Genomic DNA, 23070 nt, shown 5'->3' on the forward strand with positions numbered 1-23070 from the left:
GCACGAGGCACCTACCGCCGCACTGCTGTCGTGCCGGACACAGTAGGGACTTCGCCTGACGGCGTCCATGCTTCGTCACCGGAGCGCACAAAGTTGGCCGGGCAATCGCCGAAGTCCGCTGCGGCAGGCCGGTACACCGGTGGCCGGAAGGGCCCGGACAATGACGGGCACGGCAGCCCGTCCCGGCGAACGGCCGCCTCGGCGACGGGCTACCATCACGGCTTTCCGGCAGGTGTGGCTTGACGTGGTGGAGGGGCGCCGTGACGGTGCGGGCGCGAGTGGGTGTGGCGGTACTGACCATGGGCAGCCGTCCCGTTGAACTGCGGGCCCTGCTCGCCTCGGTGGCCGCCCAGGACGAGAGAGCCGTCCGGATCGTGGTGGTCGGCAACGGGACGCCGCTGCCCGCACTGCCCGAAGGGGTGACCGGGGTGGAGCTCCCGGAGAACCTCGGGGTCTCCGGCGGCCGGAACGTGGCCTGGCGGCAGTTGCGCGCGTTCGGCGACGTCGACGTCCTCGTCGACCTGGACGACGACGGCCTCCTCGTCGACACGTCCGTCCTCGGCCGCATCGCCGACCTGTACACCGCCGAACCGGGGCTGGGCATCGCGTCCTTCAGGATCGCCGACGAGCACGGCGAGACCCAGCGAAGGCACATTCCGCGGCTCCGGTCGCAGGACCCGATGCGCGGCGGGCCGGTGACGGCCTTCCTGGGCGGCGGACACGCCCTGTCGATGCGGATGCTGGAGCAGATCGGCGGGTGGCCCGAGGAGTTCTTCTTCACCCACGAGGAGACCGACCTCGCCTGGCGGGCCCTGGACGCCGACTGGCAGATCCGCTACGAACCGGGCTTGCTGCTCCAGCACCCGAAGACGTCCCCGGCCCGGCACGAGGTCTACTACCGGATGACGGCCCGTAACCGTGTCTGGCTGGCCAGGCGCCGGCTGCCCGCCCCTCTGGTGACGGTGTACCTGGGAGCGTGGGTGCTGCTGACGCTCGTCCGCACCCCCTCAGCGGCCGGACTGCGCGCCTGGGCGGGCGGGTTCGTGGAGGGCGTACGCCGGCCGTGCGGGGTGCGCAGCCCGATGCGCTGGGCCACGGTGTGGCGGATGTGCCGACTGGGACGCCCGCCGGTCATCTGACAACGCGGGGCCAGTTGCGGACCGCACCTCGGACACGCCCGTCGGGCACCCCGGGCGACTCCATTTCGCGCCGCGGCCAACGGTGTTGCGCAGCCACAGGTCCCTCCGCACCGGCACGTGACCCCCTGCCCACGACGGATATCATCACGTGCCCTGCCCTCCGCCCATGTCCCAGGAGCCCCCCATGAACAGCGTCCCTGGCTTCCCGCTCTCCCGCCGTGGCCTCATACGCGCCGGTGCCGGCGCGTCGCTCGCCGTGCTCGGCCTCGGGGCCGGTGCCCGGACCGCCTCCGCCGCCGTGGCCGCGACGAAGCGGTTCGACCTCACCCAGCCCTCGTACGACCTGTTCCGGTCGGCCAACACGCACGGCCCCCGCGTTCAGCAGAGCTTCGCCTTCGACTGGGTGAACAAGTTCCTGTTCATCGCGACCAAGCGGGACGGAAGCCCCGAGTCCGCCGGTGATCTGTGCATCAACAAGATGGACTTCGACGGGAACTACCTCTCGTACATGCACCTCAACGGCTTCGGTCACGGCGTCGCATTCGCCGCGCTGCCGAGCGGGTCAGGAACCGAGCTGTGGATCGAGTGCGCCGCGAACTCCAACGGGTACGGCGCCGCCCTCGCCCCCATCCGCTACACCGCCAACACCACACTTGGTTCACCGGCTGCCTCCGCCGCCTACCGGCCGATCTCCGGAGCCACCGAGTACACCTGCTCCGTCGACCCCGTGTACCGGCGCATGATCGTGCGCTACCACACCAGCGCAGGCAAGCGCATCGCCGTGTACCCCCTCACCGCTTTCGAGACGCGCAGCTTCGGCACGCCACTGGCCGACTTCGCGCAGCCGGCGATCGCGGGTACGGCGCAGGGCTACGCCCTCTACGGTTCGTACATGTACCACCTGACGGGCAACGCCTACCCCGGTAACGGCACCCCCGTCGGTGACGGCAACACCTACGTCACCAGCGTCGACATCAACACGGGCGCCGTGAAGCAGGGCCCCGTTCTCAGCAAGGCGGGCTCGACCCTCCACTTCCGCGAGCCGGAAGGTCTCGCCATCTACCGCACCGACGCGGGAGAGGCCCGTCTCTTCATCGGATTCGCCACCGGCGTCGAGGGCGACCGGCGTTCCAGCATCTTCTACAAGAAGGCGCTGGTCTGAGCCGGCCCGCCCGGAGACAGGCCAGGTAGGTCAGGACTCGCCGTAACGTCGCTGCGCGCGGGGGAGTCAGTGGGTGGAAGGACCCTGTCGCGAGCGGTGGCTCGCCGACAGGACCCGGTCCATCAGGCGGTCCGGAAGGAGGCGCGCGAGGGGGACGGTGAACGCGGCGTCCGTCCCGAGCGTGTATCGCGTCCGCGGTCTGGCGGTCGTCGCCACGTGGGCGATCCTGGCCGCGGCCTTCTCCGCGGGCAGGGCGCGCTTGAGGAAGGCGGCGTTCGAGGCGACGGTCGACTTGATCAGGTCGCCGTAGAGGCGCTGGTGCTCGGGGCTCATCCGGTCGGCGAGTTCGAGGGAGATGTCTCCGCTGTGGGCGGCCATGTCGGTCCTGACGCCGCCGGGCTGGACCACCACCACCTGGACGCCCTGCGCCTTGACCTCTCGGCGCAGGGAGTCGCTCGCGGCTTCCAGGGCGAACTTCGTCCCCGCGTAGGCGCCGAAGATCGGGAGTGCGGCAACCCCGCCCACCGAGCTGATGTTGACGATTGTGCCCCGACTCCTGCGCAGGTGCGGCAGGAGCTCCTGGATGACGGCGATGTGCCCGAAGAGGTTGACTTCGAACTGCTGGCGCCACAGGTCGAGCGGTAGTACCTCGACGGGTGCGTTGATCTCGATGCCGGCGTTGTTGATCAGGGCGCGCAGCCGGCGCCGCCCGGGGTCGTCGGAGATCCGCTCCGCGAGGCCCTTGATGTGCTCGGGGACGGTGATGTCCAAGATGACCGGTTCCACGCCTGCCGCCCGGGCGGCGTCGGCCTCACGGTCCGTACGGACACCGGCGAGGACGTGGTACCCCCTCGCGGCGAGCTCGTGTGCCGTCGCGGCGCCGATGCCCGTCGAGGCCCCGGAAACGACGACGAGGTCATTCTTGTGCGAAACAGGCATGGTCGGTCCTTTCGGTCGCTGGGCCCAGGCTTCGAATGTAGTCAGTGGCTACACTGTAGTCAATGACAACATGGCGTAGGTATGCTTGCCCGTATGCCCGCCTCCGCCGATCCGCGGCCCTACCATCACGGAAATCTCCGTACCGAGCTCCTCGCGGCGGCCGAGCGAGGACTTCGGGCCCACGGGGCCGACCAGCTCTCGCTCCGCGACCTGGCCAGGGAGATCGGTGTCAGCCACGCCGCCCCACGACGGCACTTCGCGGATCGCCGGGCCTTGCTCGACGCCCTGGCGGAAGCCGGGTTCGTACGCCTGGGTGCCGATCTGCGCGCCGCGCTGAGCGAGGATGACGGCGTACGCGCCGAGGATGACGGAAGGCGTGATTTCCCCGCCCGCGTCCGGGACGCCGTGACGGCCTACGCCCGCTTCGCCACCGAGAACGCCGCCCTGTGCGAGCTGATGAACTCCAGCAAGCACCACCCGGGATCGCCCCTGGTCACCCAGGCCGCTGCCGGCGCGTTCCAGCAGATGACCGACCTGATCGAAGAGGGCCAGGCCCTGGGCGCGTTGGATGGGAGTGACCCCGAAGAGGTCGGAATCATCCTCTACGCCACCGTGCAGGGCATCACCGCCATGGTGAACAACGCAATGATCGACGCGGGGCGGCTCGACGGACTCATCAGTACCGCGGTGAGGCAATTCCTTCGCGGAGCCCGCCCGTAGCCGTCTTCGCGAACCGGCACGTCATCGTGACCGTCGACCACGTCGGTGCAGGCGGCTCCCTCACTCGGCTCGCTTGTCCTGGTGGTGGTAGGTCGCGGCCGCGATGCGTACGAACGAGCGGACCAACGGGGGCGGACCGCCTCCAGGCCAGGCCAGGACCAGCCTGCTCGGCGGGCGGTCGGCGACAGGGACGGTGACGAGTCCGGCGGGCATCAGCTGGTCCAGCGGGGCGAGCGCCGACATGCCGTTCCACAGGACCGCCTGCAGGGCCTCCTGAATCGTGCGTACCGGGGCCTCGTAGGCGCCCGTAGTCGCGGGCCCCGTCCAGTACGCGCTCCACACGCGGTCGGTGCCCGGGGGCAGTCGCACCCATCGCCGACCGGGCAGGTCGGCCAGTCGTACCGGCGCCTGTCCGACGAGCGGATCGTCCTCGCGGACGACCAGTCCCACCGGTTCGGTGTGCAGAACCTGGCTGCGCAGCCCGGAGTCCTCGAACGGCAGCCGGGTCAGCGCGACATCCACCAGCCCGGCCCGCAGCCCGGCGCTGGGGTCGCCGAGGTCCGCCTCGTGCACGCGCACGGACACATTGGGGTGGCGTTGCCTGAACGCGGCGGCGATCCGGCCGCCCACGAGTTCGGCGGTGTCGGCCAGCGACCCGACGGTCAGGGTGGTGCGCCCGGCGGCCGAGCGTACGCGCGCCTCAAGCCGGTCGGCGTGCTCCAGCAGCACCAGGGCCTCCTCGTGGAGGATCCGGCCGACCTCGGTCAGTTCGACCCCGCCGGCGGTGCGGTCGAGCAGGGTGGCACCGAGGTCTGTTTCGAGCCGGTGCATCGCCCTGCTCAGCGGAGGCTGCGTCATCCCCAGCCGGTCGGCTGCCCGCCCGATGTGCCGTTCCTCGGCGACGGCGACGAAGTATGTCAAGACGCGCAGGTCCACCGCCCCACCATACCGATCCGGTATCGGCGCAACCGTATGGGTGTTGGCGGCCCGCCCGTGCCCGGCGCGACGATCGGAAGTGCAACCAGCGACGGATGGAGCGGCACATGAGCAAGGTGCACCTGCGTATCGGAAGCTTCCCCTACGACCACACGAAGGCGCTGTTCGACGGGTCGGTGACGGTCGACGGGGTGGGCAGCACGACGATGTCGACCGCGCCGGTCCTGACGGAGATCTTCGAGCGGATCCTGAGCGGCAAGGACGTGGACGTGTCGGAGTTGGGGCTGACGTTCTTCCTGCGGGCGCTCGACCAGGGGCTCCCGCTGGTGGGAATCCCGGCCTTCCCGGTGCGGCTGTTCCGGCATTCGGCCGTGTTCGTCAACACCGGCAGCGGTATCACCGGCCCCGCGGACCTCGCCGGCAAGACGATCGGCGAGTTCGGTGTCTACGGCCAGGACCCCGGCGTCTGGATCAAGGGCATCCTCGCCGACGAACACGGGTTCCGGCCCGAACGCAGCCGGTGGGTGGTCGGCGGACTCGAAACACCGCTACCGGCCGGGTTCGAGTTCACCACGCACCCGCACCCGGACAACGTCGAGGTCTCCTTCGCACCCCCGGGACGCACCCTCTCCGACATGCTCGACCGTGGCGAGATCGACGCGCTGTTCACCTCGAACGTCCCGCAGCCGTTCCTGGACGGCTCCCCGAACGTCTCCCGGCTGTTCCCGGACTACGTACCGGTCGAACGGGACTACTACCGCCGTACCGGGAACTTCCCGATGAGCCACCTGGTCGTGGCCAGAAAGGAGCTGCTGGACGCCAACCCCGGCCTCGGGCGAGCCGTCTACACCGCCTTCGACAACGCCAAGGAGGCGGGCGCGGAGCGCTACCGCAAGTCCCGTCGCCTCTATCAGGCGCCGGTCATGCTGCCCTGGGCCAACGCACTCATGGAGGAGAACGACAGGCTGTTCGGCGACGACTGGTGGCCCTACGGCGTGTCCGCGAACCTCACCACGCTCGACACTTTCCTGCGCTACCACCACGAGCAGGGGCTGTCGGCGCGCCGCTGGACGGTCGAGGAGATCATCTCCCCCGACCTGCTCGACACTTGAACGACCTGTTCAACGCCTCAACGTCCTGCTCGTCGCCTGAACGTCCTGCTCGTCGCCTGAACGTCCTGCTCGTCGCCTGAACGACCTGCTCGACACCCGAACGACCTGCTGGGCACGTGAACACAGCAGGCGACGTCAGACCGGCCACGCCTGCCCGGCCGTCAGCTCGCGCTGGCGGAGTGGGTGCTCTCGTGGGCGTCGAGCAACTCGTCCCAGTGGTCGGTTGCCCATTGGCACGTGGCGGCCAGCGGCTCCAGCGTGCTGCGGCCCAGGGGTGTCAGCGCGTACTCGACCCGCAGTTTCGGGTCGGCGTGCACGGTGCGTGACACGAACCCGCTCCGCTCCAGGCCCCGGAGCGACTGGGTGAGTGCCTTCGGGGTGACGCGGCTCAGGGGTACGCGGAGTTCGGAGTATCTGCGCGGTCCGTCGTCCAGGCAGTGGAGAACCAGGGAGGCCCACTTGTCACCGAAGCGAAAAGGCAGCAGCGAGGACGGGCACAGCTCGTCGAACATGTCGGGTGGCAGCGGCGGCCGTTGCGTCATCGAGGGTCTCCCGTCCCGGGTTTTGGTATCCAGCTGGTAACCGACCTGCTGGATATCTTCTGGAGCGTCGACTCGACGGGAGGTATTCCGACGAGGGGCAGCGGGCGTCAACTGAACACCGCTATCGACCCATACAGGTAAGGCAGGACATGATGCGTGCAGCCCGCTTCCATGAATACGGCGGAGCGGAGAGCCTGGTGATCGAGCAGGCCCCCGACCCCCATCCCGGATCCGGCGAGATCCGTGTCCGCGTCGCGGCGGCCGGTGTCAATCCCATCGACTGGAAGCTGCGCGCCGGCAGCCTGCGCCAGCTGATTCCCCTGGAGCTACCCGCCATCCCCGGGCGCGACGCCGTCGGCGTGGTCGACGAAATCGGGGACGGAGTGCACGGGGTGAGCATCGGCGACCGCGTCTTCGGGCTGGGCGGTGTGACCGGCGCAACCGCGGAGCTGTTCATTCTCTCGGCCTGGGCCCACGCCCCCGACACGTGGAACGACGAGCAGGCCGCAGGCGCCGGTCTCGCATCCGTGACCGCGATGCGTGGCCTGAACGCGCTCGGCCCCCTGGCGGGGCGCACCCTCCTCATTGAGGGCGCCGCCGGAGGCGTGGGCAGTGCGGCAGTCGAGATGGCTGTGGCACAAGGTGCCACCGTGATCGGGACGGCCGGCGAACGAAACCACGAGTTCCTCACCTCTCTCGGTGCCGCTCCCACCACCTACGGCCCCGGCCTCGCGGGGCGCCTCTCCGCGCTCGCTCCGCAGGGCGTCGACATCGCGCTCGATACCGCGGCCTCCGGGTCCCTCGACGACCTCGTCGCGATCACGGGCGACCCGAAACGCGTCGCGACGGTCGCCGACCACGCGGGCGGGCAGCGCCTGGGCACGCATGTGGTCAACGCGGAGAACGACTCCGCCCTCCTGTCCGCGGCCGCGGAACTGGGGCGGCAGGGCCGCTACACGCCCCGTGTCGAAAAGTCCTACCCGTTGGAGCGGATCGCCGACGCCCACGCGCACGCCGAGCGGGGACGCACCCGCGGAAAGATCGTGATCTGCATCTGAGGGGGGCACGGCGCGGCTGCGCCGGTCCGCCCGGCGGGGGGCCTCGGCGGGCCGGCAAGCAAAGACACCCCTCAGGGCCGGCCGGGCGCCGTGAAGTCGTGTCGTGGCGCCCTGCGCAGGGAGAACCACATGCGGGCCTTGAGGCGTGAGCGCTCGGTCAGCACCGTGTGGCGGACGGGGGTGCCTCCCGAGTCCACGACAGCCTGCCGGAGATAGTCGCGCAGCTGCCACACGTCGACGGGGTCCGACGTGGAAGCGGCGTCGAGCGTGCGCCGCAGACGCTCGGGCGCGAAGCCCAGGTCGGCGGCGGCCTCATGGGGCGTGAGTCGTGCCAGCGCGAGGTTCTGGGCGAATTCCTCGCAAGTGCGGTGCCGTTCGGCGTCGTTCAGTGACATGGCTGACCTGTCTGTGTGCCGGTAGGGGAGAGTCGGCCCTCATCCGATCTCGATGTCGCCCGAGCGCGAGGGCACGGCGTCGAGGGCGGCGAGCGTCGCCTCGTCGAAGGTGACCGCGCCCGCGTCCGTGTTGGCCCGCAGGTGCTCGGGGTCGGCGGTGCCGGGGATGAGGAGCGTGTTCGGGGTGTGGCGGAGCAGCCAGGCCAGGCCGACCTGCGCGGGGGTGACGCCCAGGGTCTGTGCGGCGAGGGCGACGGCCGGTTCGTCGGTGACCTTCGGCAGACCCGCGTAGGCGCCGCCGAGCGGGAAGTACGGCACCCAGGCGATGTCCTCGGCGAGACAGAGCCGCACCATGTCCTCGTCCTCGCGCGCCACCAGACTGTAGGCGTTCTGTACGCAGGCGATGCCCAGGGGGAGGGCGTGGCGCAGCTGGTCGAGCGGCACGCTGCTGAGACCGATGGCGCCGATCTTTCCCTCGTCCCGCAGGTCGGCCATGACGGCGAGCTGGTCGTCGAGGTCGACGATCTGGTCGCCGTCGGGGCGCAGGCCGGGGCCGTGGTCGGCGCGGCGCAGGTTGACGAGGGGGAGCTGTTGGAGTCCGAGGCTCCTGAGGTTCTCCTCGACGCCGGCCCGCAGCTGTTCGGGCCGCTGGGCGAGGCGAAGCGGGACGGTGCCACCCGGAGCGGGTTCCGCGCCGACCTTGGTGGCGATCAGGACGCCGTCCTCGGGGCGGAGGGCGGCGGCGAGGACCTCGTTGACGAAGCCGTTGCCGTAGAAGTGGGCGGTGTCGACGTGATCGACACCGAGCTCGACGGCGCGGCGCAGCAGCGCGATCGCGTCTGCACGGTCCAGGCGCCGTAGCTGTATGGCGCCGTAGCCGATGCGGGAGACGGTGCGGCCCGCGAGTGCACCGGGGCCGCCGGCTCGCGCCGCTCCGGCAGCGGTGAGCCGGTCGGTGGACGTCACGTGTGGGTCGGTGGACGTCACGTGGGGGTCGGTGGACGCCATGGCGCTCTCGCTCTCATGAGACGATGCAGATAAACGGAGAGACTCCGTTACCAACGACCGTAACACTAACCGGAGGCCCTCCGCTTTGACTGCGTCAGACTCACCTGCCTCGGACGGGCCAGCGAAAGCGGCCGGACGCCCGGCACGCGCGGATGCCCGGCGTAACCGCGAGCGGCTGCTCGAAGTCGCCCGCGACGCGTTCACTGCGACCGAGGGGAAGGCCCCTCTCGATGCCATCGCCCGGGAGGCGGGCGTCGGGATCGGCACGCTCTACCGCCACTTCCCCACCCGCGAGGCGCTCGTCGAGGCCATCTACGCCGCCGAACTCGACGCTGTCGTCACCAGCGCCCCCGCACTGCTCTCCGAGCTCGCGCCCGCGGCGGCGCTGCGTGCGTGGATGGACCGCTACGCGGTGTTCTTCGCGGCCAAACGCGGGATCTCCGACACCCTCCGCGCAGGCTGGGCCTCGGGCACCATCGCGACACCGGCCACCCGCGAGAGGCTTTCCACAGCAATCGCGGAGATCCTCGACGCCGGGGCGCAGGCCGGCTCACTGCGGGCGGACGTCGAGGCGGACGAGGTCACGATGATGCTCCTCGGGGTGTTCCTGTCCACGACTGCCGGCAACAGCCCGGAGCTGACGGGACGGCTGCTGGATCTCGTGGTGGACGCTTTGCGGCCGGGTACGGAAGACCGACCACGGACCTGATCCGCCGTCGGGGGTTCGGTGCGTTGTGGGCCATTGAATAGTGACGTTTCTGCGCTGAACAGTTTGCGCCGTTCGGGTGAGTAAAGCCCACGCAAGGTGCAATCCATGGATTGGCTTCGAAAGCATTTGTTTTGCGCAAAGGGTCGTCGTGTCGTGCGACGGCCCTACGCCGGTGTGGAACGAACTTCGAAGAAAGAGAGAGAACATGACGTACGGCAACAGACTCCGGGAACAGATCGCGGCGCCAGGCACGACGCCTCTGATCGGGGTCTACGACATGTACTCGGCGTCCATCGCGGCAGAACACTACGACGGGATGTTCGTCTCCGGATTCGGCTTTGCCGCCTCGCACTACGGTCTGCCCGACATCGGGTTCATCGCCTGGCCCGACATGCTTGCCTTCGTCCAGCGTCTGCGGGGCGCTTTCCCCGCGCACCACCTCCTGGTCGACATCGATGACGGCTATGTCGACCCCGAAGTCGCGTGCCACATGGTGCAGAGCCTGGAGCGGGCCGGCGCCTCCGGGGTGATCCTGGAGGACCAGAAGCGCCCCCGGCGCTGCGGTCACGCGGACGGAAAGCTGGTGCTCCCACTGGAGGAGTACCTGGAGAAACTGCAACTGGTCCTCGCCACTCGCAACGACCTCCTGGTCGTCGCCCGCACGGACGCGACCGAGGAGGACGACATCCTGCACCGGGCCGAGGCGCTCGCCGCCACGGACGCGGATGTCGTTCTGGTCGACGGGGTCCGCAGCGTGGAGTGGATCGAGCGCATCCGAGGCGTCGTCGGCAGCAAACCACTGCTGTTCAACCAGATCGCCGGAGGCAAGTCCCCGCGCCTTTCCCTCACCGAACTCACCGACCTGGACGTGGATGTCGCCATCTACAGCACGCCCTGTCTCTTCGCGGCCCACAAGGCCATGGACACGGCGCTGGCCGAACTCCGCCTGGCCGACGGCCGTCTGCCGGCCGCGGAGGCGAACATGATCGGCGTGAAGGAGTCGACGGACCTGCTGGCCAGGAACATCACGCGTCACCACCCGGCCGCCGCCCCCCAGGGCGCCGCAAGGTGAACACCAGGCCGATGGCAGCGGCAACCTTTCTCGTGTTCGGACTCCTGGGCTGCGCACAACCCGCATGCGCAGCTGACAGCCTGATCACGGTGCTGGACAACTCGCATGCCGATTCCGTTCTGGAGGTCGACCGGACCGCCAACCTCCAGAACGGCAAGGGAACCGCAGGCAGTGACCACGACGGAAGCGCGGTCGACGTCGTCGAGGCGCTGGTCCGCACCCGCGCGGCCACCGGGGACCAGGGGTAGTGGCACGAATGGCCGGCTGAGCAGCCGGCGGCGCTGTTGGCGCACTGCTCTGCGCGCAGGCTCGCGTAGCGCGCGGGGAACGGTTCGTGCGGATGTCACGGACAGAGCCGCGTGTCGGGGAAGGGGCCCCACCACGGCGAGGAGGTCGCTCTGGTATTGCGCGTCAACCCCCTGCTCCTTCAGGACATCCCGAGCGAGGAGAAGTGGCAGAAGTGGCTCGCCGACACCTGCCGGCCCCGTTACCGCTGTTCTGGACCCACGTAAACGTCTACGGCCGGTTCGAGGTGGGCATGAACTCCCACCTCGAACCGCGTGTGGCCGCGACGGTCACGACGCCCGGCCCCCCTCGCGTACCCGTGGCGCCTCCTGTCCAGCCAGTGGGCGGGACAGCAGGCCAGGTCTGAAGACCCGGCAGAGCGTCAGAGGCTTACGACCGCGCCGATCGGCTCGGCTTGTGGCCGCCGTCGTCGCCTACATGGCGCGGGCGTGGACGCCGACGCCGCCGGAGACGAGCAGGTTGTCGCCCGTTATGTAGCTGGCTGCATCGGATGCGAGGAAGGCGACGGCCTCGGCGACGTCCGCGGGGGTTCCGACGCGGCCGAGGGGGACCCCTTCGCCCCAGGAGGCGATCGTGTCCGCGGGGATGCCCATCTTGCTGTACGCGGGGGTGTTGACCACGCCTGGGCTTACCGCGTTGACCCGGATCCGGCGGGGGGCGAGCTCGATGGCCAGGGAGCGCACGAGGGGCAGCAGGGCTCCCTTGGCGGCGGTCATGGCAGCGCCGAGTCCCTCGGCGGCGCCGACAGTGAACACCACGGACGCGCCTTCGTCGAGCAGGGGGAGCGCCTTTTGGAGGGCGAAGAAGTTGCCCTTGACGTTGATGTTGAACAGAGCGTCGTAGGTGGCCTCGTCGGTGGACTCGATCGAGAGGCCGGGACGGGGCAGACCCGCGTTGAGGTAGAGCAGGCCGAGGGAGCCCAGGTGCTCGCGCGCCTGGCCCAGGGCCCGGTCGAGGTCGGTCAGCGAGCCGATGTTGGCCTCGACTGCGGTGACGTCTGCCGGAAGGCCGGCGTTGTCGAGGTCGCCGAGGCCGGTGACCATGACGCGGTAGCCGCGCGAGTGGAGCAGTTCTGCGGTGGCCCTGCCGATCCCGCTGGTTCCGCCGGTGATGAGTGCTGTCTTTGCCGCCACGGTAGTTCTCCTTGCTGATTGCGCTGGGCGACTTCAGCCCTGGCGCCATAGGTAGGAACTGCGAGGCGAGGCGTCGTGCAGGCGCCCGGCCGCTTAATGGGCAGCGTACGCCCAGTTGGCAGTGACTGCCAAACCTCTTGCAAGTGCCAGAATGGCAGGCTGCGCTAAGCTGGCGGCATGACGCAGGAAACAGAAGGCAAAAGGGCTGCTACGTCCACACTGTGGGACCGCACGCGGCAGCTGGCGGCCCAGGAGATCCTCCTGACCGCGTTGCGCCTGTTCACGCAACAGGGATACGACGAGACGACCATCGCGCAGATCGCCCGCGAGGCCGGCGTCTCCCAGCGCACCCTTTTCCGCTACTTCGGCACCAAGGAAGACCTTGTCGCCGGCAGCGAGGAGCGGTTCGTCACCCTCCTGACGGAAACTGTCCGCAACCAGCCCGCCGATGTCAGCGCCTGGAACGCGTTGCGCGCCTCGTTCAAGGCCGCGCTCTCCCTCCATTCGAGCCGCGAGGAGGCGCTGGAGCGTCTCCGCCTGGTGCACCACACCGGCTCGCTGCGCGCCGCCTATCTCGGCAAGCGCGTGCGCTGCCAGGAGGAACTGCTGCCGCTGCTCGAAGCAAGGTTGGCGCCCTCGGGGACGGGCAGGGGGCAGACCCGCGCCATCGTCGCGACGGCGTTCGCGTGCTTCGATGCGGCCACTGTGGAGTGGCTTGAAGGCGACGGGCAGGGCGAGATTCTTGACCTGTACGACCAAGGGCTGGCTGCGGTGCGCGGCTAACGTTCTTACAAACGTTGGCGAGCTCAAGCGGTCTGCGCCGCATCACCGCTGTTCAGAAGGTCGGCACAGACCGCTGCCGGGGTGCGGTAGCCGTGGGTCCAGCGTTGCCGGTGGTTGAGCTCACGGGCGATGGCGTCCAGGTCGGCCTGGCGGAACATGCGGAGGTCCGCGCCCTTGGGGAGGTACTGCCGTGCCAGTCGGTCGGCGTTTTCATTGGTCCCGCGCTGCCACGGGTTACGCGGCTTGCAGAGGTGGATCGCCATCCTGGTCTCGGCGGTGATGGCCTGACGTCCGGCGACCGCCCGCCGTGGGCCCAGGTATGTGTCCGCCGCAGTCGGGCAGGATGCCGAGGGGGACCTGGGTGAGGGGATCTTGGTGAGGTGCACGGTAACCTGCCCGGCCTTGATTCCGTCGGGTAGCGCCACGACGGTCGTGCGGCGGCTGGTGCGCTCGTCGAGCGTGGCGACCGCCGTAGGCCGGGCGCGCCAAGAACCCCACCCCTCGGCTCCTCGGGCGGCTGGTCGACCCGACGCGCGCGCGAGCTGAACAGCCGCACCCACGACCGACGCGGGCCCGCTGACTGACGGTTCGGAAGTCCGGGCGGCTCCAGGGAGAGGCCCGCAGGCAGGACACGACCAGTGTCCTGCCTGCGGGCCTCAAGTACGTCTGCTGCGCTGCCAGTTGCGCCGGACGTTCCGCCAACTGCGCTGCTACGTCGACGAAATGACCGATCCGCGTTCGACGAGACTCAGCAATCTCCGACGCGGGACGCTTTCCGAACGGAGGTTGACGAGCCGAGGGCCGTGTCCGAACCGGCGTCCACGCACAGCGTGTGGTCCGGCGCGAAGATGGTGTCGACCTTGATGCGTTCCTTGATGTTGATGCAACTTCCCCAGTAGCGCCACAGTTTTCCGGCGACGTAGTGGTTGTGGTTCCCGCACTTGTCCGCCATCACGGTGGCGGGCGTGTGGGCCTTCGCGACAGGGGTCGCGGCCGTAGCACTTGCCGGCACGGCCAGGCCGAGTACGAGTGCGGCGAGGCCGATTCTCAGACCTTGAGAGACGCGTGACACCTTCACTTTTTGGTCCCTTCATCGTGCGGATCTCTTGTGTCCCATGGAGCGCGGCGCCCGTGCGATCCATCCTCGGGACGTGACTGCTTCAGGTCCGCAGGAAGGGCGTCGGTCCAAAACGTGAAGTGCGCATCCACACTGGCACGGTCGGTGCACGCAAGCCACAGAGCGATGAAGAGATGACTCGAAGGGGTGGCTTGCCAGGAAAAAACCTATGGCGGTCAGCGCGGTGGTTGTTGCGCTTCTCCGCGTGCCGGGTGGCTCATGTGTGTTCAAGCTGCTTCATGTTGGTTGGTCGCGACCCATCCCCGGCGGAGGACCCAGGACGCAGCACCCCGCACACAGCCGTCAGATGGGCACAGCTCATGTGGTGCGCATGCGGCGACCCACCGGCGCAGAACACGTCTGGTGCTCGGGGGCAGCGATTTCGAGGACTTACCAAGTCGCCTTTACCGTGGATGAATGCCCGCAGCTGCCCGGCGGGGATGCGTTCGAGGTCGAACAGGACGGAACACGTGACGCCGGCCTTCGCGCTTGACCTCAACCGCACTTCACCTCGCAGTCTGGCAGCAACACACCGAGACAGCGGGAGATGAGCAGCATGCGCGTAGTACAGGTGGCCAGGTTCGGCGGGCCCGACGTGCTGGAGACCGTCGAGGTGCCGGATCCCGTTCCGGGGCCGGGGGAGGTCGTCATCAACGTCGTGGCCGTCGATACGATCTTCGTCGAGACGCAGATCAGAACCGGCTTCGGCAGGGAGCTCTGGGGCAAGGTCCCGCCGTACGTTCCCGGCGGTGCTGCCACCGGCATCGTGCGGGCGACCGGCCCCGGGGTCGACGAGTCCTGGCAGGGCCGTGCCGTCGGCGTGCACAGTGGCACCGGCAGTTACGCCGAGCAGCTCCTGGTCCCGGCCGAAGGGCTGACCCCGCTCCCCGAGGGTTTGTCCCCGCACGTAGCAGCGGCCCTGTTGCACGACGGGCCCACCGCGATGGGCCTGTTCGTCAACGCCCAGGTGCAGCGCGGCGACTCGGTCCTCATCCTGCCTGCGGCGGGCGGCGCCAGCAGTCTGCTCGTACAGTTGGCCAAGGCTGCCGGTGCCTACGTCATCGGTGCAGCCCGGGGCGGGCAGAAGCTGGATGTCGTACGGGCGTTGGGCGCCGACACCGTCATCGACTACTCGCAACCGAACTGGACCGACGGCATCGAAGCAGACGTGATCTTCGAGGGCGTCGGTGGCGGCCTCGGGGCGACCGCGCTTCAGGCCGCCGCCGACAACGCCCGAGTGGCCGCCTTCGGCGCCGCGAGCGGCGGTTTCGCCCCGTACGACGACGAGGACCTGAAGCGCCGCGGCATCCGTCGCACCGGTATCGAGCAGGTCCAGTTCGCACCGGACCGGGCGAAGGAATTGCTCCACCTCGCTTTCACCGAGGCGGCTGCGGGCCGTATCCGCCCGCTCATCGCCCAGCACCTTCCGCTGGAGGAAGCAGCAGCGGCACACGCCTCGATCGAGTCCCGTTCCGTGGTAGGGAAGACCCTGCTCACGACCGCCCCCGGCGACGCGACGTAGCGACGGGGATGTCGCGGACGAGGATGTCGCGAGTCGACCTGGACCAACTGGCTTACGGTGCGACCTGGTTCCCGATCCCCGCAGAAGATCAGTCGACGTCCGCCTTGGTGGTGCCCATCTTCAGCCCCGCGATCCAGTTGATCGAGGCGGTGCTGGTGTCGGTGCCCCAGTAGGTGCCCCAGCGTGGTTTGTTGCCGAGGTCGTCCCAGGTGCGGGCGCCGGTGCGGGAGGCGAACTCGCGGCCGTCCAGGAAGGCGGAGAGAGTTCCCTGTCCGGCCGAGTTCGTGGTGATGCCCAGTTGCAGCGAGTGCCAGGTTCCAGCCGTCCAGGGGGCGGTTCCGATCGATGTCCACTCCTCGCCCTGAGCCACGTACCAGGCCTTGAGCAGTCCGCCCTCGACCTTCATGATGACCGGGTAGTTCTGGGCGTTCTGGTCATTCGTCCCGTTGGACTTCCACTGGAAGACGGTCTGCGCGTCTCCGGTCTTCGTCATGGAATCCCAGCCGAACCAGTAGGTCTTGTTGTCCTGGAAGGCGTACTCACCGGCTGAGGTGCGGACGCTGTGCGCCTCACAACGTGCCGCACCGATCGGCTTGTTGAACGTGAAGAAGTCACCGTGGCCGTCGTTCCAGTTGTCGACGGAGACACTGGCGGGCGCGTCGCAGAGTGTGGTGACGAAGACGTCCGTGCCCTGGGACGCGTCCGCGTCCCAGAGGACGGCCGCCTGTGCGGGGGATACGGACCACAGGAGTGCGGTGAGGGTGGCGCCGACGGTACAGATCGCTGCGCGCAGTGGGGTGCGGAGCATGGGATCCTACTCTCTCCGGGTGGGGGGCTTCTGCGGATGAGTAAGCGCTTTCTAGCAGTTCGGGCGCCCACCCTCAATGGATGCGTCTGAATTGGTCGTTCGATCGCGCGTCGGACCGCACAGGACCGCACCGGACCGCAGGTAAACGGCTCCCCGTCCGGGGAGGTCTTCCGGGCAGGCATGACGCACGGGCAAACCGCGTGCGAGACGGCGGACGTCGACGCTATCCAGGAAGAGTTCACCGACCAAAGCTGCGGGCTGATGGTCGTCGGGGCATCGGGCGGGCCGCCGCACCTGATCAGGTAACCGCGATTCGGTGCTCCCAAGGCCTGCTGTACAGATGGCAGCGCTCCTGCCCGCCGTGCAGCGGTCCGTTCCCCCTGTCCGACGAGCCGGTGCGTCCGTTCGGGGGTCATGGACACGTGTGCGGCGGGCAGGGGCACTGCGTGGGGAAGTGCTTCTCCGGGTACGGCCGAGCGTCTCAGCCGCCGGGCGCCCTCCGCCCTGCGACCTGCCGGGCAGCGTAGGCCCGCCGACTGCCGCGATCCGAAGGAGAACCATGCCGCCCTCTTCGTCCTCCGTCCCGCCTTCCTCCCTGACCGGGCTCTCCGCCGTCGTCACCGGGGGGTCCCGGGGCCTGGGCCTGGTTCTTGCCGACGAACTCCTGGCCCGCGCCTGCACGGTGACGATCGCGGCCCGTGACGGGGAAGAGCTGGAACGGGCCGTGGCACTGTTGCGCACCCGCCGCCCGGCCGCCACAGTCCGCACCGAGGTGTGCGACGTCCGGGACCGGAATGCCGTCGCGGAGCTGTTCCGGCGGACGCAGACGGCGTGCGGCGGCGTCGACCTGGTCATCGCCAACGCCGGGATCATCCAGGTCGCCCCCGCGGAGGCGGTCGGAGCCGACGGGTTCGAGGACGCGATGGCCACCATCTTCCGCGGCGCGCTGCACACGGCGCTGGAAGCCCTGCCCTACCTGCGGGAGAGCAGAGCAGGCGGCCGGTTGGCACTCATCGGCTCGGTCGGCGGCCTGCTGGCCGTCCCGCACCTGCTGCCGTACTCCTGCGCCAAGTCCGCGGTGACCGCCCTTGCCGAGGGTCTGTACGTGGAAGCGGCGCGCGGTGGTGTGTCGGTGACCGCGATCCATCCGGGCCTGATGCGCACCGGTTCCCACCTGCACGCCGTCTTCGGCGGGGACCGTGAGCGCGAGTTCGCCTGGTTCTCGACGTTGGCGGGCACCCCGTTGCTTTCGATGGACGCCCGCCGTGCCGCACACCGCATCGTGTCGGCGGTGGAGAAGCGCAAGGTGCGTCTGGTGCTCACCCCGGCGGCCAAGGCGGCGGACAAGGCCCACGGACTCGCGCCGGCGCTCACCGCCCGGCTGAGCCACGGGGTGGCCCGCCTGTTGCCCGCGGCGGAGGGGGAGCCGGAGCTGCGCCCCGGCATCGACGTCGAGGCGTCGGCCCCGCGCACCGTAGGACGGCGGATCCGGGCTCTGGTCGGTGTACTCAACGACCGAGCGGCCCGCGCCTACAACGAACGGCACCGCACCGCAGCGGAGCGGAACACCCGCACCTCACCCTGACCCCGACCGGAGACCGGCGAGGGGTATGCCCGCGCTCCCGCAGACCTCGTCCTTGTCCCAGAGACCGGCGACCGACGACGGGGAAAAGGTGCAGAGCAGCGGAGATGACCTCGGCTGGCGCCGGCCTGCAGGCCTGGCAGGTGACGGGGCGCCAGAACACCCGGTGGGCGAGCCGTACGCTCCGGACGGATGACGGCAGGCACGCTCGCACAGGCGGCAGGCGTACTCACGGACGCTCGCACAGACGGCAGGCGTACTCACGGACGCTCGCGCAGACAGCCGGCGTACTCACGGACGTTTGCCAGACGGCAGGCGTACTCGCGCACGCTTGCCGTGGCGGACAGTTCCGCCAGACGGGTCGACCTCGTCGGCCGGCCGCCCCGATCGGCCGGGTCGCGAAACCGGTGACCGGGGTGCGGACGTCGCGTTGGGCGACCGCCTCCGGCCACATCGCGGTGAGGGTGCCCCTGTTTCGTGGCGTACGGGACGGGGGATCGGGATGCCCATGGGTGACTACGACACTTCGATCAGCGTGGCCGTATCTCCGAGCACGCTGTTCAGCTACCTCGCCGATGTCCAGAATCTTCCCGCCTACATGCCGCGGCTGACCTCCGCGAAGCCGCACGACGGCGATCGGGTCACGGTCACCGCGCACATCGAACCGCCCGGCAAGCCCGAGAGGGACGTCGAGAGCGAGGCGTGGATCCGCGTGGTGGAGGAAGGAAAGTCGCTGGAGTGGGGCGCCCCGGGCCCCCACGACTACCGCGGCCGGCTCCACGTCGCCGCGGGAGACGACCAGGACCACTCCCGGCTCTCCGTCGAGCTGCACACCGAGCGGGTGGAAGGCAGCCAGGTCGACCACGGCCTCACCGAGGCACTGGAAGGCATCAAGTCCGCCGTCGAGGCAGCCCAGGCCGGGTAGCGGGCCGCGGTCCGTTCGTTGTCGTGACGGACATCGCCATGTCGTCGACACACTGCCGGGCAACAGGTCGCAGAGGGAGCGTTCGGTATGGCCGAGGAAGGATCCGGTACCCCGCACTTGCTGTTCGGGGACCAGCTCGGCCCGCACTTCGTCGATGCGGCGCGCGGTGGCCCTCACCAGGACGCCCCGCTGCTGATGATCGAGTCCAAGAGCGTCTTCCGGCGACGGCGGTTCCACCGTGCCAAGGCACATCTGGTGCTGTCGGCGATGCGCCACCGGGCCGCTGAGCTCGGCGGGCGCGTGCGCTACGTCAGGGCGGAAACGTACCGACAGGGCCTGCGCGAAGCCGTGGGAGACACCCGGGTAACCGTGCACCACCCCACGTCCCACGCCGCCCATGCATTCGTGCGTGGCCTGCCCTCGGTGCGAGTCCTGCCGGCGCGCGGCTTCCTCGTGACGCACGACGAGTTCAGGATCTGGGCGGACGGCCACGGTACGAAGCACCTCCGTCAGGAGGACTTCTACCGATGGGTGCGTCAGACACACGACCTGCTGATGGACGGTGACGGCCCCGCCGGCGGCAGATGGAACCTCGACCACGACAACCGGCAGCCGCCGCCCCGCGGGGCCGAGGACCTGGGCGTACCGGCGCCCTACCGTCCCCGCGAGAGCGACATCGACGCCGAGGTACGGGCCGACCTCGACCGGTGGGCCAGGGACGGGGACGTGGAGTTCGTCGGCGAGGACGCACCACGCGGGTTCCCGGCCACCCGCCGGGAGGCACTCGCCGCGCTTCGGCGCTTCGTGGAGCACCGGCTCGCCACGTTCGGCGCACATGAGGACGCGATTCTCTCCGCGGACGCGACGATGAGCCACAGTCTGCTCTCCAGCTCCCTCAACCTCGGCCTGTTGCACCCCGCCGAATGCGTCGAGCGGGCAGAAGCGAGATGGCGATCGGGCGACGCACCGCTCAACAGCGCCGAGGGGTTCGTACGGCAGATCGCGGGTTGGCGGGAGTTCGTCTGGCACGTCTACTGGTACTTCGGGGAGCAGTACCGCGCGAGCAACACTCTTCGCCACCACGAGCCGTTGCCCGGTTGGTTCAACCAACTGTCCTCGCAGGGAACCGAGGCCAACTGCCTCACCCACACCTTGGACCAGGTCCGGTCGACCGGCTGGACACACCACATCCCCCGCCTCATGATTCTGGGCAGTTTCGCGCTCCAGCGAGGGTGGGAGCCCCGGGCCGTCACCGACTGGTTCCACCGCAGCTTCGTCGACGGTTACGACTGGGTCATGGTCCCCAACGTGGTGGGCATGTCGCAGTACGCCGACGGGGGCCGCATGACCACCAAGCCCTACACCTCCGGCGGGGCGTACATCAACCGCATGAGCGACTTCTGCGGGTCCTGCCGGTACAAGCCGTCCGTACGGGTCGGCGAGGACGCCTGCCCCTTCACCGCCGGATACTGGAACCTGCTGCACCGTCACCGGGACCGGTTCGAACGGAACGCCCGGATGAGCCAGGCCGTACGAGGTCTGGACCGGCTCCGAGACCTGGAGGCCCTGCTGGAGCAGGAGCGCGACCGCCGCGACTGACAGTCACCGGTGATGACCACGCGCGTCAGCTCCGGGACGGCGAGACCTCCGCGGAAACGTCGTCAGCTGCCTCACCCGTCCGCGGCCACCTCGCAGACGTGCGCCTCCGTAGTGCCACCAGCCGCAGTGCTGCGCCTCCGTAGTGCCACCAGCCGCACCGCGCTGGCCCACCACCTCCGAGCGCCCGCCCGGTCACAGCGCCCTCTCGCCCGCTGCCGGCGCCGTCGAGCAGGCCTGTTGCCCACCCACCCCGGTGCCGAAGCTCAGCGTCCGGTAGACCGTCACCGCGCCCGCCAGTTCCGAACACGCCTGTGCCGCTTCCGTCACGCGGCGCGTGTACGCGCGGTCGGTGGCATCGAGCAGGACACCCAGGGTCGTACCGCTGTGCCCGACTGCCACCCCCAGGCCTCCGACCTCACGGCAGACGACAAGCATCGGGTCAAAGAGCCCTTTGTGGCAGAGGTGTTGGTTCATCTGGGCGCTCCGGGTCGCGACCCGGCCGACCTCCACGAGGTTGCGGCCGCGTACGGCGTCGGTGAGCCGGGCGAGGAGATCGGCGTAGGCGCGCCGGTCGGCGGCGGTGAACGGCTTGGGGATGCGGTTGAAGTCCACCGTGTCGACCGAGCCGCCCTCGTCGACGCCGACCACGGCCATGGCGGGCAGCGACCCGAGGACCGCCCGGAGCCGCACGCTGCGGTGGTGGAAGGCGACGATCCCGGGGTAGAGCACTCCGTCGGTCGGTTCGATGCGGGCCAGTAGGCGTTCGATGTGGGCGGGCGGCATGGCGATGCCGAGGGCCCGGCCGACCGCGCGGGCGGTGGCGACGAGATCGGCGGAGGAACTGGCGAGTCCCTTGCCCTCAGGGATCACACTGCTGACGGTCAGCGTTCCGCCGCGCGCGGAACGGGCCCGTTCTGGGGCCAACTCCTCGATCATGCGCGCCAGTCGGAGCGCCTTCGACTTGTGCGGCGGCCAGACCTCCAGCTCTCCGGACGCGGATTCCTGCCGGAAGGTGGCCATGGTCCAGCGGGCGACGGGCAGGGTCACGAGGAAGTCCCCGTCCTTCTCCGGCAGCACGCCCTGGAGCAGCTCCCCGAAGGTGCCGAACGCGGCGCCCACGCCCGTTCCCGTTCCGGCGTCCCTGGCATTTCGCACCGTTCCCGTCCCTGTTCCGGCGTCCCCGGCACTTCCCACCGTTCCCGGGCCCGCCCCCGGCGATACCTTCCGCGGCGGGCAAACCTTCGCACCGGCCTCCTGGGACAGCTTCACGCGACTCCTCTCGACACGGCGGGGCACACACGGCGCCCCGCCCCATGGACCAGTGTGGCGACCCTACTCGCTCTTGACAATCATTTTCATCTAGTGTGATGCTCTCGGCGTCCCGGGGCCTCACCGCCCCGGCCTCTCCTGCTCTCACGTCCCTACCGGGGGGTCCCGCCATGCACGCACACATCGCCGAAGCGGTGAAGAAACCGGATCTCATATCCCTCGAACCGGATCTGGCCTGCCTGCGGTTCGAGACCATGAAGATCTACTCGGCTCTCGGAGCCGTCCGCCACCTCCTCGACACCGGCGCCGTCGCACCCGGCGACACGCTCATCGACAGCTCCAGCGGCATCTACGCCCAGGCCCTGGCGCTCGCCTGCCATCGCTACGGCATGCAGTGCCACATCGTCGGCTCCACGACCGTGGACCGAACGACGCGGGTGCAGCTGGAGATACTCGGCGCCACGCTGGAGCAGGTCGCACCCTCCCAGAACCTGCGCCTGGACCAGGAGTTGCGGGTGCGCCGCATCGCCGAGATCCTGGCCGCGAACCCCTCGTACCACTGGATGAGGCAGTACCACGACGAGATCCACTACCACGGCTACCGCGAGGTCGCCGGGTCGATCGACGAGGACCTTCCGGCGGGCCCCCTCGCGCTGGTCGGCGGCGTGGGCTCGGGCGCCTCGACCGGCGCCCTCGCCACCTATCTGCGCGAGGCCGGGCGGGACGTGACGCTCATCGGCGTCCAGCCCTTCGGCAGCGTCACCTTCGGCTCCGAGCACGTCTCGGACCCCGACATGATCATCGCCGGGATCGGCAGCGCCATCACGTTCCGGAACGTACGGCACGAGCTCTACGACCGCGTGCACTGGGTGAACTTCGACCACGCCGTGTCCGGGGCGGTCTCCCTGCTGCGCGCCGGCGGCGTCTTCGCCGGGCTCTCGGCAGGCGCCGCCTACCTGAGCGCGCTGTGGGAACGGCGTAGGGACGCCTCCCGCCACTACGTCTTCATCGCCGCCGACACCGGCCACCGTTACGTCGACAACGCCTACGCCCGGCACGAACGGGCCCTGGACATCGACACCTTGAAGCCGCACGAGATCACCTCGCTCGGCGAACTGAGGCAACCGTGGGCCACCACCGCCTGGCCACCCGTCGCCCCCTGAGGCAACCGTGGGCCACCACCGCCTGGCCACCCGCCTCCCCCTGAGACCACCTCGTGAACCCGCCCGAACCA

24 protein-coding genes are annotated in these 23070 nt (G+C 69.5%); 14 read left to right on the forward strand and 10 right to left on the reverse strand.

The annotated features are described in order from the left end of the window. The first annotated feature begins 299 nt into the window (after positions 1 to 299). Both ACIQM4_RS04380 and ACIQM4_RS04385 read left to right on the forward strand, forming a co-directional pair. Positions 300 to 1139 carry a glycosyltransferase family 2 protein gene (locus tag ACIQM4_RS04380; protein WP_401586138.1) on the forward strand — a complete coding sequence of 280 codons (840 nt, stop codon included), beginning with the start codon at positions 300 to 302 and terminating at the stop codon, positions 1137 to 1139. Between the two features lie 184 nt (positions 1140 to 1323). Next, complete coding sequence (locus ACIQM4_RS04385; protein ID WP_401585742.1) at positions 1324 to 2301, forward strand: teichoic acid biosynthesis protein C; 978 nt, start codon at positions 1324 to 1326, stop codon at positions 2299 to 2301. 66 nt (positions 2302 to 2367) lie between these two features. Here ACIQM4_RS04385 and ACIQM4_RS04390 read toward each other — a convergent pair whose 3' ends face one another. Continuing rightward, complete coding sequence (locus ACIQM4_RS04390; RefSeq protein ID WP_401585745.1) at positions 2368 to 3240, reverse strand: SDR family NAD(P)-dependent oxidoreductase; 873 nt, start codon at positions 3238 to 3240, stop codon at positions 2368 to 2370. A gap of 93 nt (positions 3241 to 3333) precedes the next feature. Between ACIQM4_RS04390 and ACIQM4_RS04395 the strand changes: the two genes are divergently transcribed. Beyond that, the gene (locus ACIQM4_RS04395; RefSeq protein ID WP_401585747.1) at positions 3334 to 3960 is read left to right on the forward strand and encodes a TetR/AcrR family transcriptional regulator; all 627 of its coding nucleotides are present in this window, start codon (positions 3334 to 3336) and stop codon (positions 3958 to 3960) included. Between the two features lie 60 nt (positions 3961 to 4020). On the opposite strand, the gene ACIQM4_RS04400 is transcribed toward ACIQM4_RS04395, so the two are convergent. After that, positions 4021 to 4896, reverse strand: a complete 876-nt coding sequence (locus tag ACIQM4_RS04400; RefSeq protein ID WP_401585750.1) for a LysR family transcriptional regulator — start codon at positions 4894 to 4896, stop codon at positions 4021 to 4023. A 107-nt stretch (positions 4897 to 5003) separates the two neighbouring features. Between ACIQM4_RS04400 and ACIQM4_RS04405 the strand changes: the two genes are divergently transcribed. Beyond that, positions 5004 to 6008, forward strand: coding sequence for a 4,5-dihydroxyphthalate decarboxylase (locus ACIQM4_RS04405; protein WP_401585753.1), 1005 nt, complete (start codon positions 5004 to 5006; stop codon positions 6006 to 6008). A 161-nt stretch (positions 6009 to 6169) separates the two neighbouring features. Here the strand turns inward: ACIQM4_RS04405 and ACIQM4_RS04410 are convergent, their stop codons facing one another. Next, complete coding sequence (locus ACIQM4_RS04410) at positions 6170 to 6550, reverse strand: winged helix-turn-helix transcriptional regulator (RefSeq protein WP_401585756.1); 381 nt, start codon at positions 6548 to 6550, stop codon at positions 6170 to 6172. Positions 6551 to 6702: 152 nt separating this feature from the next. Here ACIQM4_RS04410 and ACIQM4_RS04415 point away from each other — a divergent pair, with 152 nt between their 5' ends. Further along, complete coding sequence (locus ACIQM4_RS04415; protein WP_401586141.1) at positions 6703 to 7608, forward strand: NADP-dependent oxidoreductase; 906 nt, start codon at positions 6703 to 6705, stop codon at positions 7606 to 7608. Positions 7609 to 7679: 71 nt separating this feature from the next. On the opposite strand, the gene ACIQM4_RS04420 is transcribed toward ACIQM4_RS04415, so the two are convergent. Further along, the gene (locus tag ACIQM4_RS04420) at positions 7680 to 8003 is read right to left on the reverse strand and encodes a DUF2316 family protein (protein WP_401585758.1); all 324 of its coding nucleotides are present in this window, start codon (positions 8001 to 8003) and stop codon (positions 7680 to 7682) included. Between the two features lie 39 nt (positions 8004 to 8042). Further along, positions 8043 to 8969: an aldo/keto reductase gene (locus tag ACIQM4_RS04425; protein WP_401585761.1), complete on the reverse strand. Its 927-nt coding sequence runs from the start codon at positions 8967 to 8969 to the stop codon at positions 8043 to 8045. A gap of 127 nt (positions 8970 to 9096) precedes the next feature. On the opposite strand from ACIQM4_RS04425, the gene ACIQM4_RS04430 reads away from it, so the two are divergent. The 3 genes from ACIQM4_RS04430 (at position 9097) to ACIQM4_RS04440 (ending at position 11040) form a co-directional block, all read left to right on the forward strand. Then, positions 9097 to 9720 (forward strand): TetR/AcrR family transcriptional regulator, encoded by a 624-nt coding sequence (locus tag ACIQM4_RS04430; protein ID WP_401585762.1) that lies wholly within the window; start codon positions 9097 to 9099, stop codon positions 9718 to 9720. A 205-nt stretch (positions 9721 to 9925) separates the two neighbouring features. Beyond that, positions 9926 to 10792: an oxaloacetate decarboxylase gene (locus ACIQM4_RS04435; protein WP_401585765.1), complete on the forward strand. Its 867-nt coding sequence runs from the start codon at positions 9926 to 9928 to the stop codon at positions 10790 to 10792. An 11-nt stretch (positions 10793 to 10803) separates the two neighbouring features. Then, positions 10804 to 11040, forward strand: coding sequence for a hypothetical protein (locus ACIQM4_RS04440; RefSeq protein ID WP_401585767.1), 237 nt, complete (start codon positions 10804 to 10806; stop codon positions 11038 to 11040). A gap of 471 nt (positions 11041 to 11511) precedes the next feature. Here the strand turns inward: ACIQM4_RS04440 and ACIQM4_RS04445 are convergent, their stop codons facing one another. Beyond that, complete coding sequence (locus ACIQM4_RS04445; protein WP_401585769.1) at positions 11512 to 12231, reverse strand: SDR family NAD(P)-dependent oxidoreductase; 720 nt, start codon at positions 12229 to 12231, stop codon at positions 11512 to 11514. Between the two features lie 177 nt (positions 12232 to 12408). Here ACIQM4_RS04445 and ACIQM4_RS04450 point away from each other — a divergent pair, with 177 nt between their 5' ends. Further along, positions 12409 to 13014, forward strand: coding sequence for a TetR/AcrR family transcriptional regulator (locus ACIQM4_RS04450; RefSeq protein ID WP_401585772.1), 606 nt, complete (start codon positions 12409 to 12411; stop codon positions 13012 to 13014). Between the two features lie 23 nt (positions 13015 to 13037). On the opposite strand, the gene ACIQM4_RS04455 is transcribed toward ACIQM4_RS04450, so the two are convergent. Both ACIQM4_RS04455 and ACIQM4_RS04460 read right to left on the reverse strand, forming a co-directional pair. Continuing rightward, complete coding sequence (locus tag ACIQM4_RS04455; RefSeq protein ID WP_401585775.1) at positions 13038 to 13277, reverse strand: transposase; 240 nt, start codon at positions 13275 to 13277, stop codon at positions 13038 to 13040. 485 nt (positions 13278 to 13762) lie between these two features. Further along, positions 13763 to 14086: a hypothetical protein gene (locus ACIQM4_RS04460; protein WP_401585778.1), complete on the reverse strand. Its 324-nt coding sequence runs from the start codon at positions 14084 to 14086 to the stop codon at positions 13763 to 13765. 601 nt (positions 14087 to 14687) lie between these two features. Here ACIQM4_RS04460 and ACIQM4_RS04465 point away from each other — a divergent pair. Continuing rightward, entirely contained in the window at positions 14688 to 15653 is a 966-nt protein-coding gene (locus tag ACIQM4_RS04465) for a zinc-binding dehydrogenase (protein ID WP_401585781.1), read from the forward strand. Between the two features lie 88 nt (positions 15654 to 15741). Here the strand turns inward: ACIQM4_RS04465 and ACIQM4_RS04470 are convergent, their stop codons facing one another. After that, positions 15742 to 16461: a heparin lyase I family protein gene (locus tag ACIQM4_RS04470; RefSeq protein WP_401585783.1), complete on the reverse strand. Its 720-nt coding sequence runs from the start codon at positions 16459 to 16461 to the stop codon at positions 15742 to 15744. 559 nt (positions 16462 to 17020) lie between these two features. Here ACIQM4_RS04470 and ACIQM4_RS04475 point away from each other — a divergent pair. The 3 genes from ACIQM4_RS04475 to ACIQM4_RS04485 all read left to right on the forward strand — a co-directional run bounded on the left by ACIQM4_RS04475 (position 17021) and on the right by ACIQM4_RS04485 (position 20567). Next, a complete protein-coding gene (locus ACIQM4_RS04475; RefSeq protein ID WP_401585785.1) occupies positions 17021 to 18046 on the forward strand; it encodes an SDR family NAD(P)-dependent oxidoreductase in 1026 nt (341 codons plus the stop codon). 505 nt (positions 18047 to 18551) lie between these two features. Next, the gene (locus ACIQM4_RS04480) at positions 18552 to 18968 is read left to right on the forward strand and encodes an SRPBCC family protein (RefSeq protein ID WP_401585788.1); all 417 of its coding nucleotides are present in this window, start codon (positions 18552 to 18554) and stop codon (positions 18966 to 18968) included. Positions 18969 to 19055: 87 nt separating this feature from the next. Next, a complete protein-coding gene (locus ACIQM4_RS04485) occupies positions 19056 to 20567 on the forward strand; it encodes a cryptochrome/photolyase family protein (RefSeq protein WP_401585791.1) in 1512 nt (503 codons plus the stop codon). Between the two features lie 192 nt (positions 20568 to 20759). Here the strand turns inward: ACIQM4_RS04485 and ACIQM4_RS04490 are convergent, their stop codons facing one another. Then, on the reverse strand, positions 20760 to 21722 hold the full coding sequence (locus ACIQM4_RS04490; RefSeq protein WP_401585794.1) for a kinase: 963 nt from the start codon (positions 21720 to 21722) through the stop codon (positions 20760 to 20762). A gap of 284 nt (positions 21723 to 22006) precedes the next feature. Here ACIQM4_RS04490 and ACIQM4_RS04495 point away from each other — a divergent pair, with 284 nt between their 5' ends. Continuing rightward, positions 22007 to 22999: a pyridoxal-phosphate dependent enzyme gene (locus tag ACIQM4_RS04495; protein ID WP_401585797.1), complete on the forward strand. Its 993-nt coding sequence runs from the start codon at positions 22007 to 22009 to the stop codon at positions 22997 to 22999. Positions 23000 to 23070 lie beyond the last annotated feature (71 nt).

Source organism: Streptomyces sp. NPDC091272 (assembly GCF_044757485.1).
In the GTDB taxonomy this organism is placed as follows: domain Bacteria; phylum Actinomycetota; class Actinomycetes; order Streptomycetales; family Streptomycetaceae; genus Streptomyces.

Coding starts and splice junctions, on each gene's coding strand:
- ACIQM4_RS04435 (WP_401585765.1), top strand. CDS start 9,926: ATGACGTACGGCAACAGACTCCGGGAACAGATCGCGGCGCCAGGCACG.
- ACIQM4_RS04420 (WP_401585758.1), bottom strand. CDS start 8,003: ATGTCACTGAACGACGCCGAACGGCACCGCACTTGCGAGGAATTCGCC.
- ACIQM4_RS04440 (WP_401585767.1), top strand. CDS start 10,804: ATGGCAGCGGCAACCTTTCTCGTGTTCGGACTCCTGGGCTGCGCACAA.
- ACIQM4_RS04415 (WP_401586141.1), top strand. CDS start 6,703: ATGCGTGCAGCCCGCTTCCATGAATACGGCGGAGCGGAGAGCCTGGTG.
- ACIQM4_RS04385 (WP_401585742.1), top strand. CDS start 1,324: ATGAACAGCGTCCCTGGCTTCCCGCTCTCCCGCCGTGGCCTCATACGC.
- ACIQM4_RS04480 (WP_401585788.1), top strand. CDS start 18,552: ATGGGTGACTACGACACTTCGATCAGCGTGGCCGTATCTCCGAGCACG.
- ACIQM4_RS04470 (WP_401585783.1), bottom strand. CDS start 16,461: ATGCTCCGCACCCCACTGCGCGCAGCGATCTGTACCGTCGGCGCCACC.
- ACIQM4_RS04475 (WP_401585785.1), top strand. CDS start 17,021: ATGCCGCCCTCTTCGTCCTCCGTCCCGCCTTCCTCCCTGACCGGGCTC.
- ACIQM4_RS04450 (WP_401585772.1), top strand. CDS start 12,409: ATGACGCAGGAAACAGAAGGCAAAAGGGCTGCTACGTCCACACTGTGG.
- ACIQM4_RS04465 (WP_401585781.1), top strand. CDS start 14,688: ATGCGCGTAGTACAGGTGGCCAGGTTCGGCGGGCCCGACGTGCTGGAG.
- ACIQM4_RS04405 (WP_401585753.1), top strand. CDS start 5,004: ATGAGCAAGGTGCACCTGCGTATCGGAAGCTTCCCCTACGACCACACG.
- ACIQM4_RS04390 (WP_401585745.1), bottom strand. CDS start 3,240: ATGCCTGTTTCGCACAAGAATGACCTCGTCGTCGTTTCCGGGGCCTCG.
- ACIQM4_RS04485 (WP_401585791.1), top strand. CDS start 19,056: ATGGCCGAGGAAGGATCCGGTACCCCGCACTTGCTGTTCGGGGACCAG.
- ACIQM4_RS04380 (WP_401586138.1), top strand. CDS start 300: ATGGGCAGCCGTCCCGTTGAACTGCGGGCCCTGCTCGCCTCGGTGGCC.
- ACIQM4_RS04395 (WP_401585747.1), top strand. CDS start 3,334: ATGCCCGCCTCCGCCGATCCGCGGCCCTACCATCACGGAAATCTCCGT.
- ACIQM4_RS04455 (WP_401585775.1), bottom strand. CDS start 13,277: ATGGCGATCCACCTCTGCAAGCCGCGTAACCCGTGGCAGCGCGGGACC.
- ACIQM4_RS04495 (WP_401585797.1), top strand. CDS start 22,007: ATGCACGCACACATCGCCGAAGCGGTGAAGAAACCGGATCTCATATCC.
- ACIQM4_RS04410 (WP_401585756.1), bottom strand. CDS start 6,550: ATGACGCAACGGCCGCCGCTGCCACCCGACATGTTCGACGAGCTGTGC.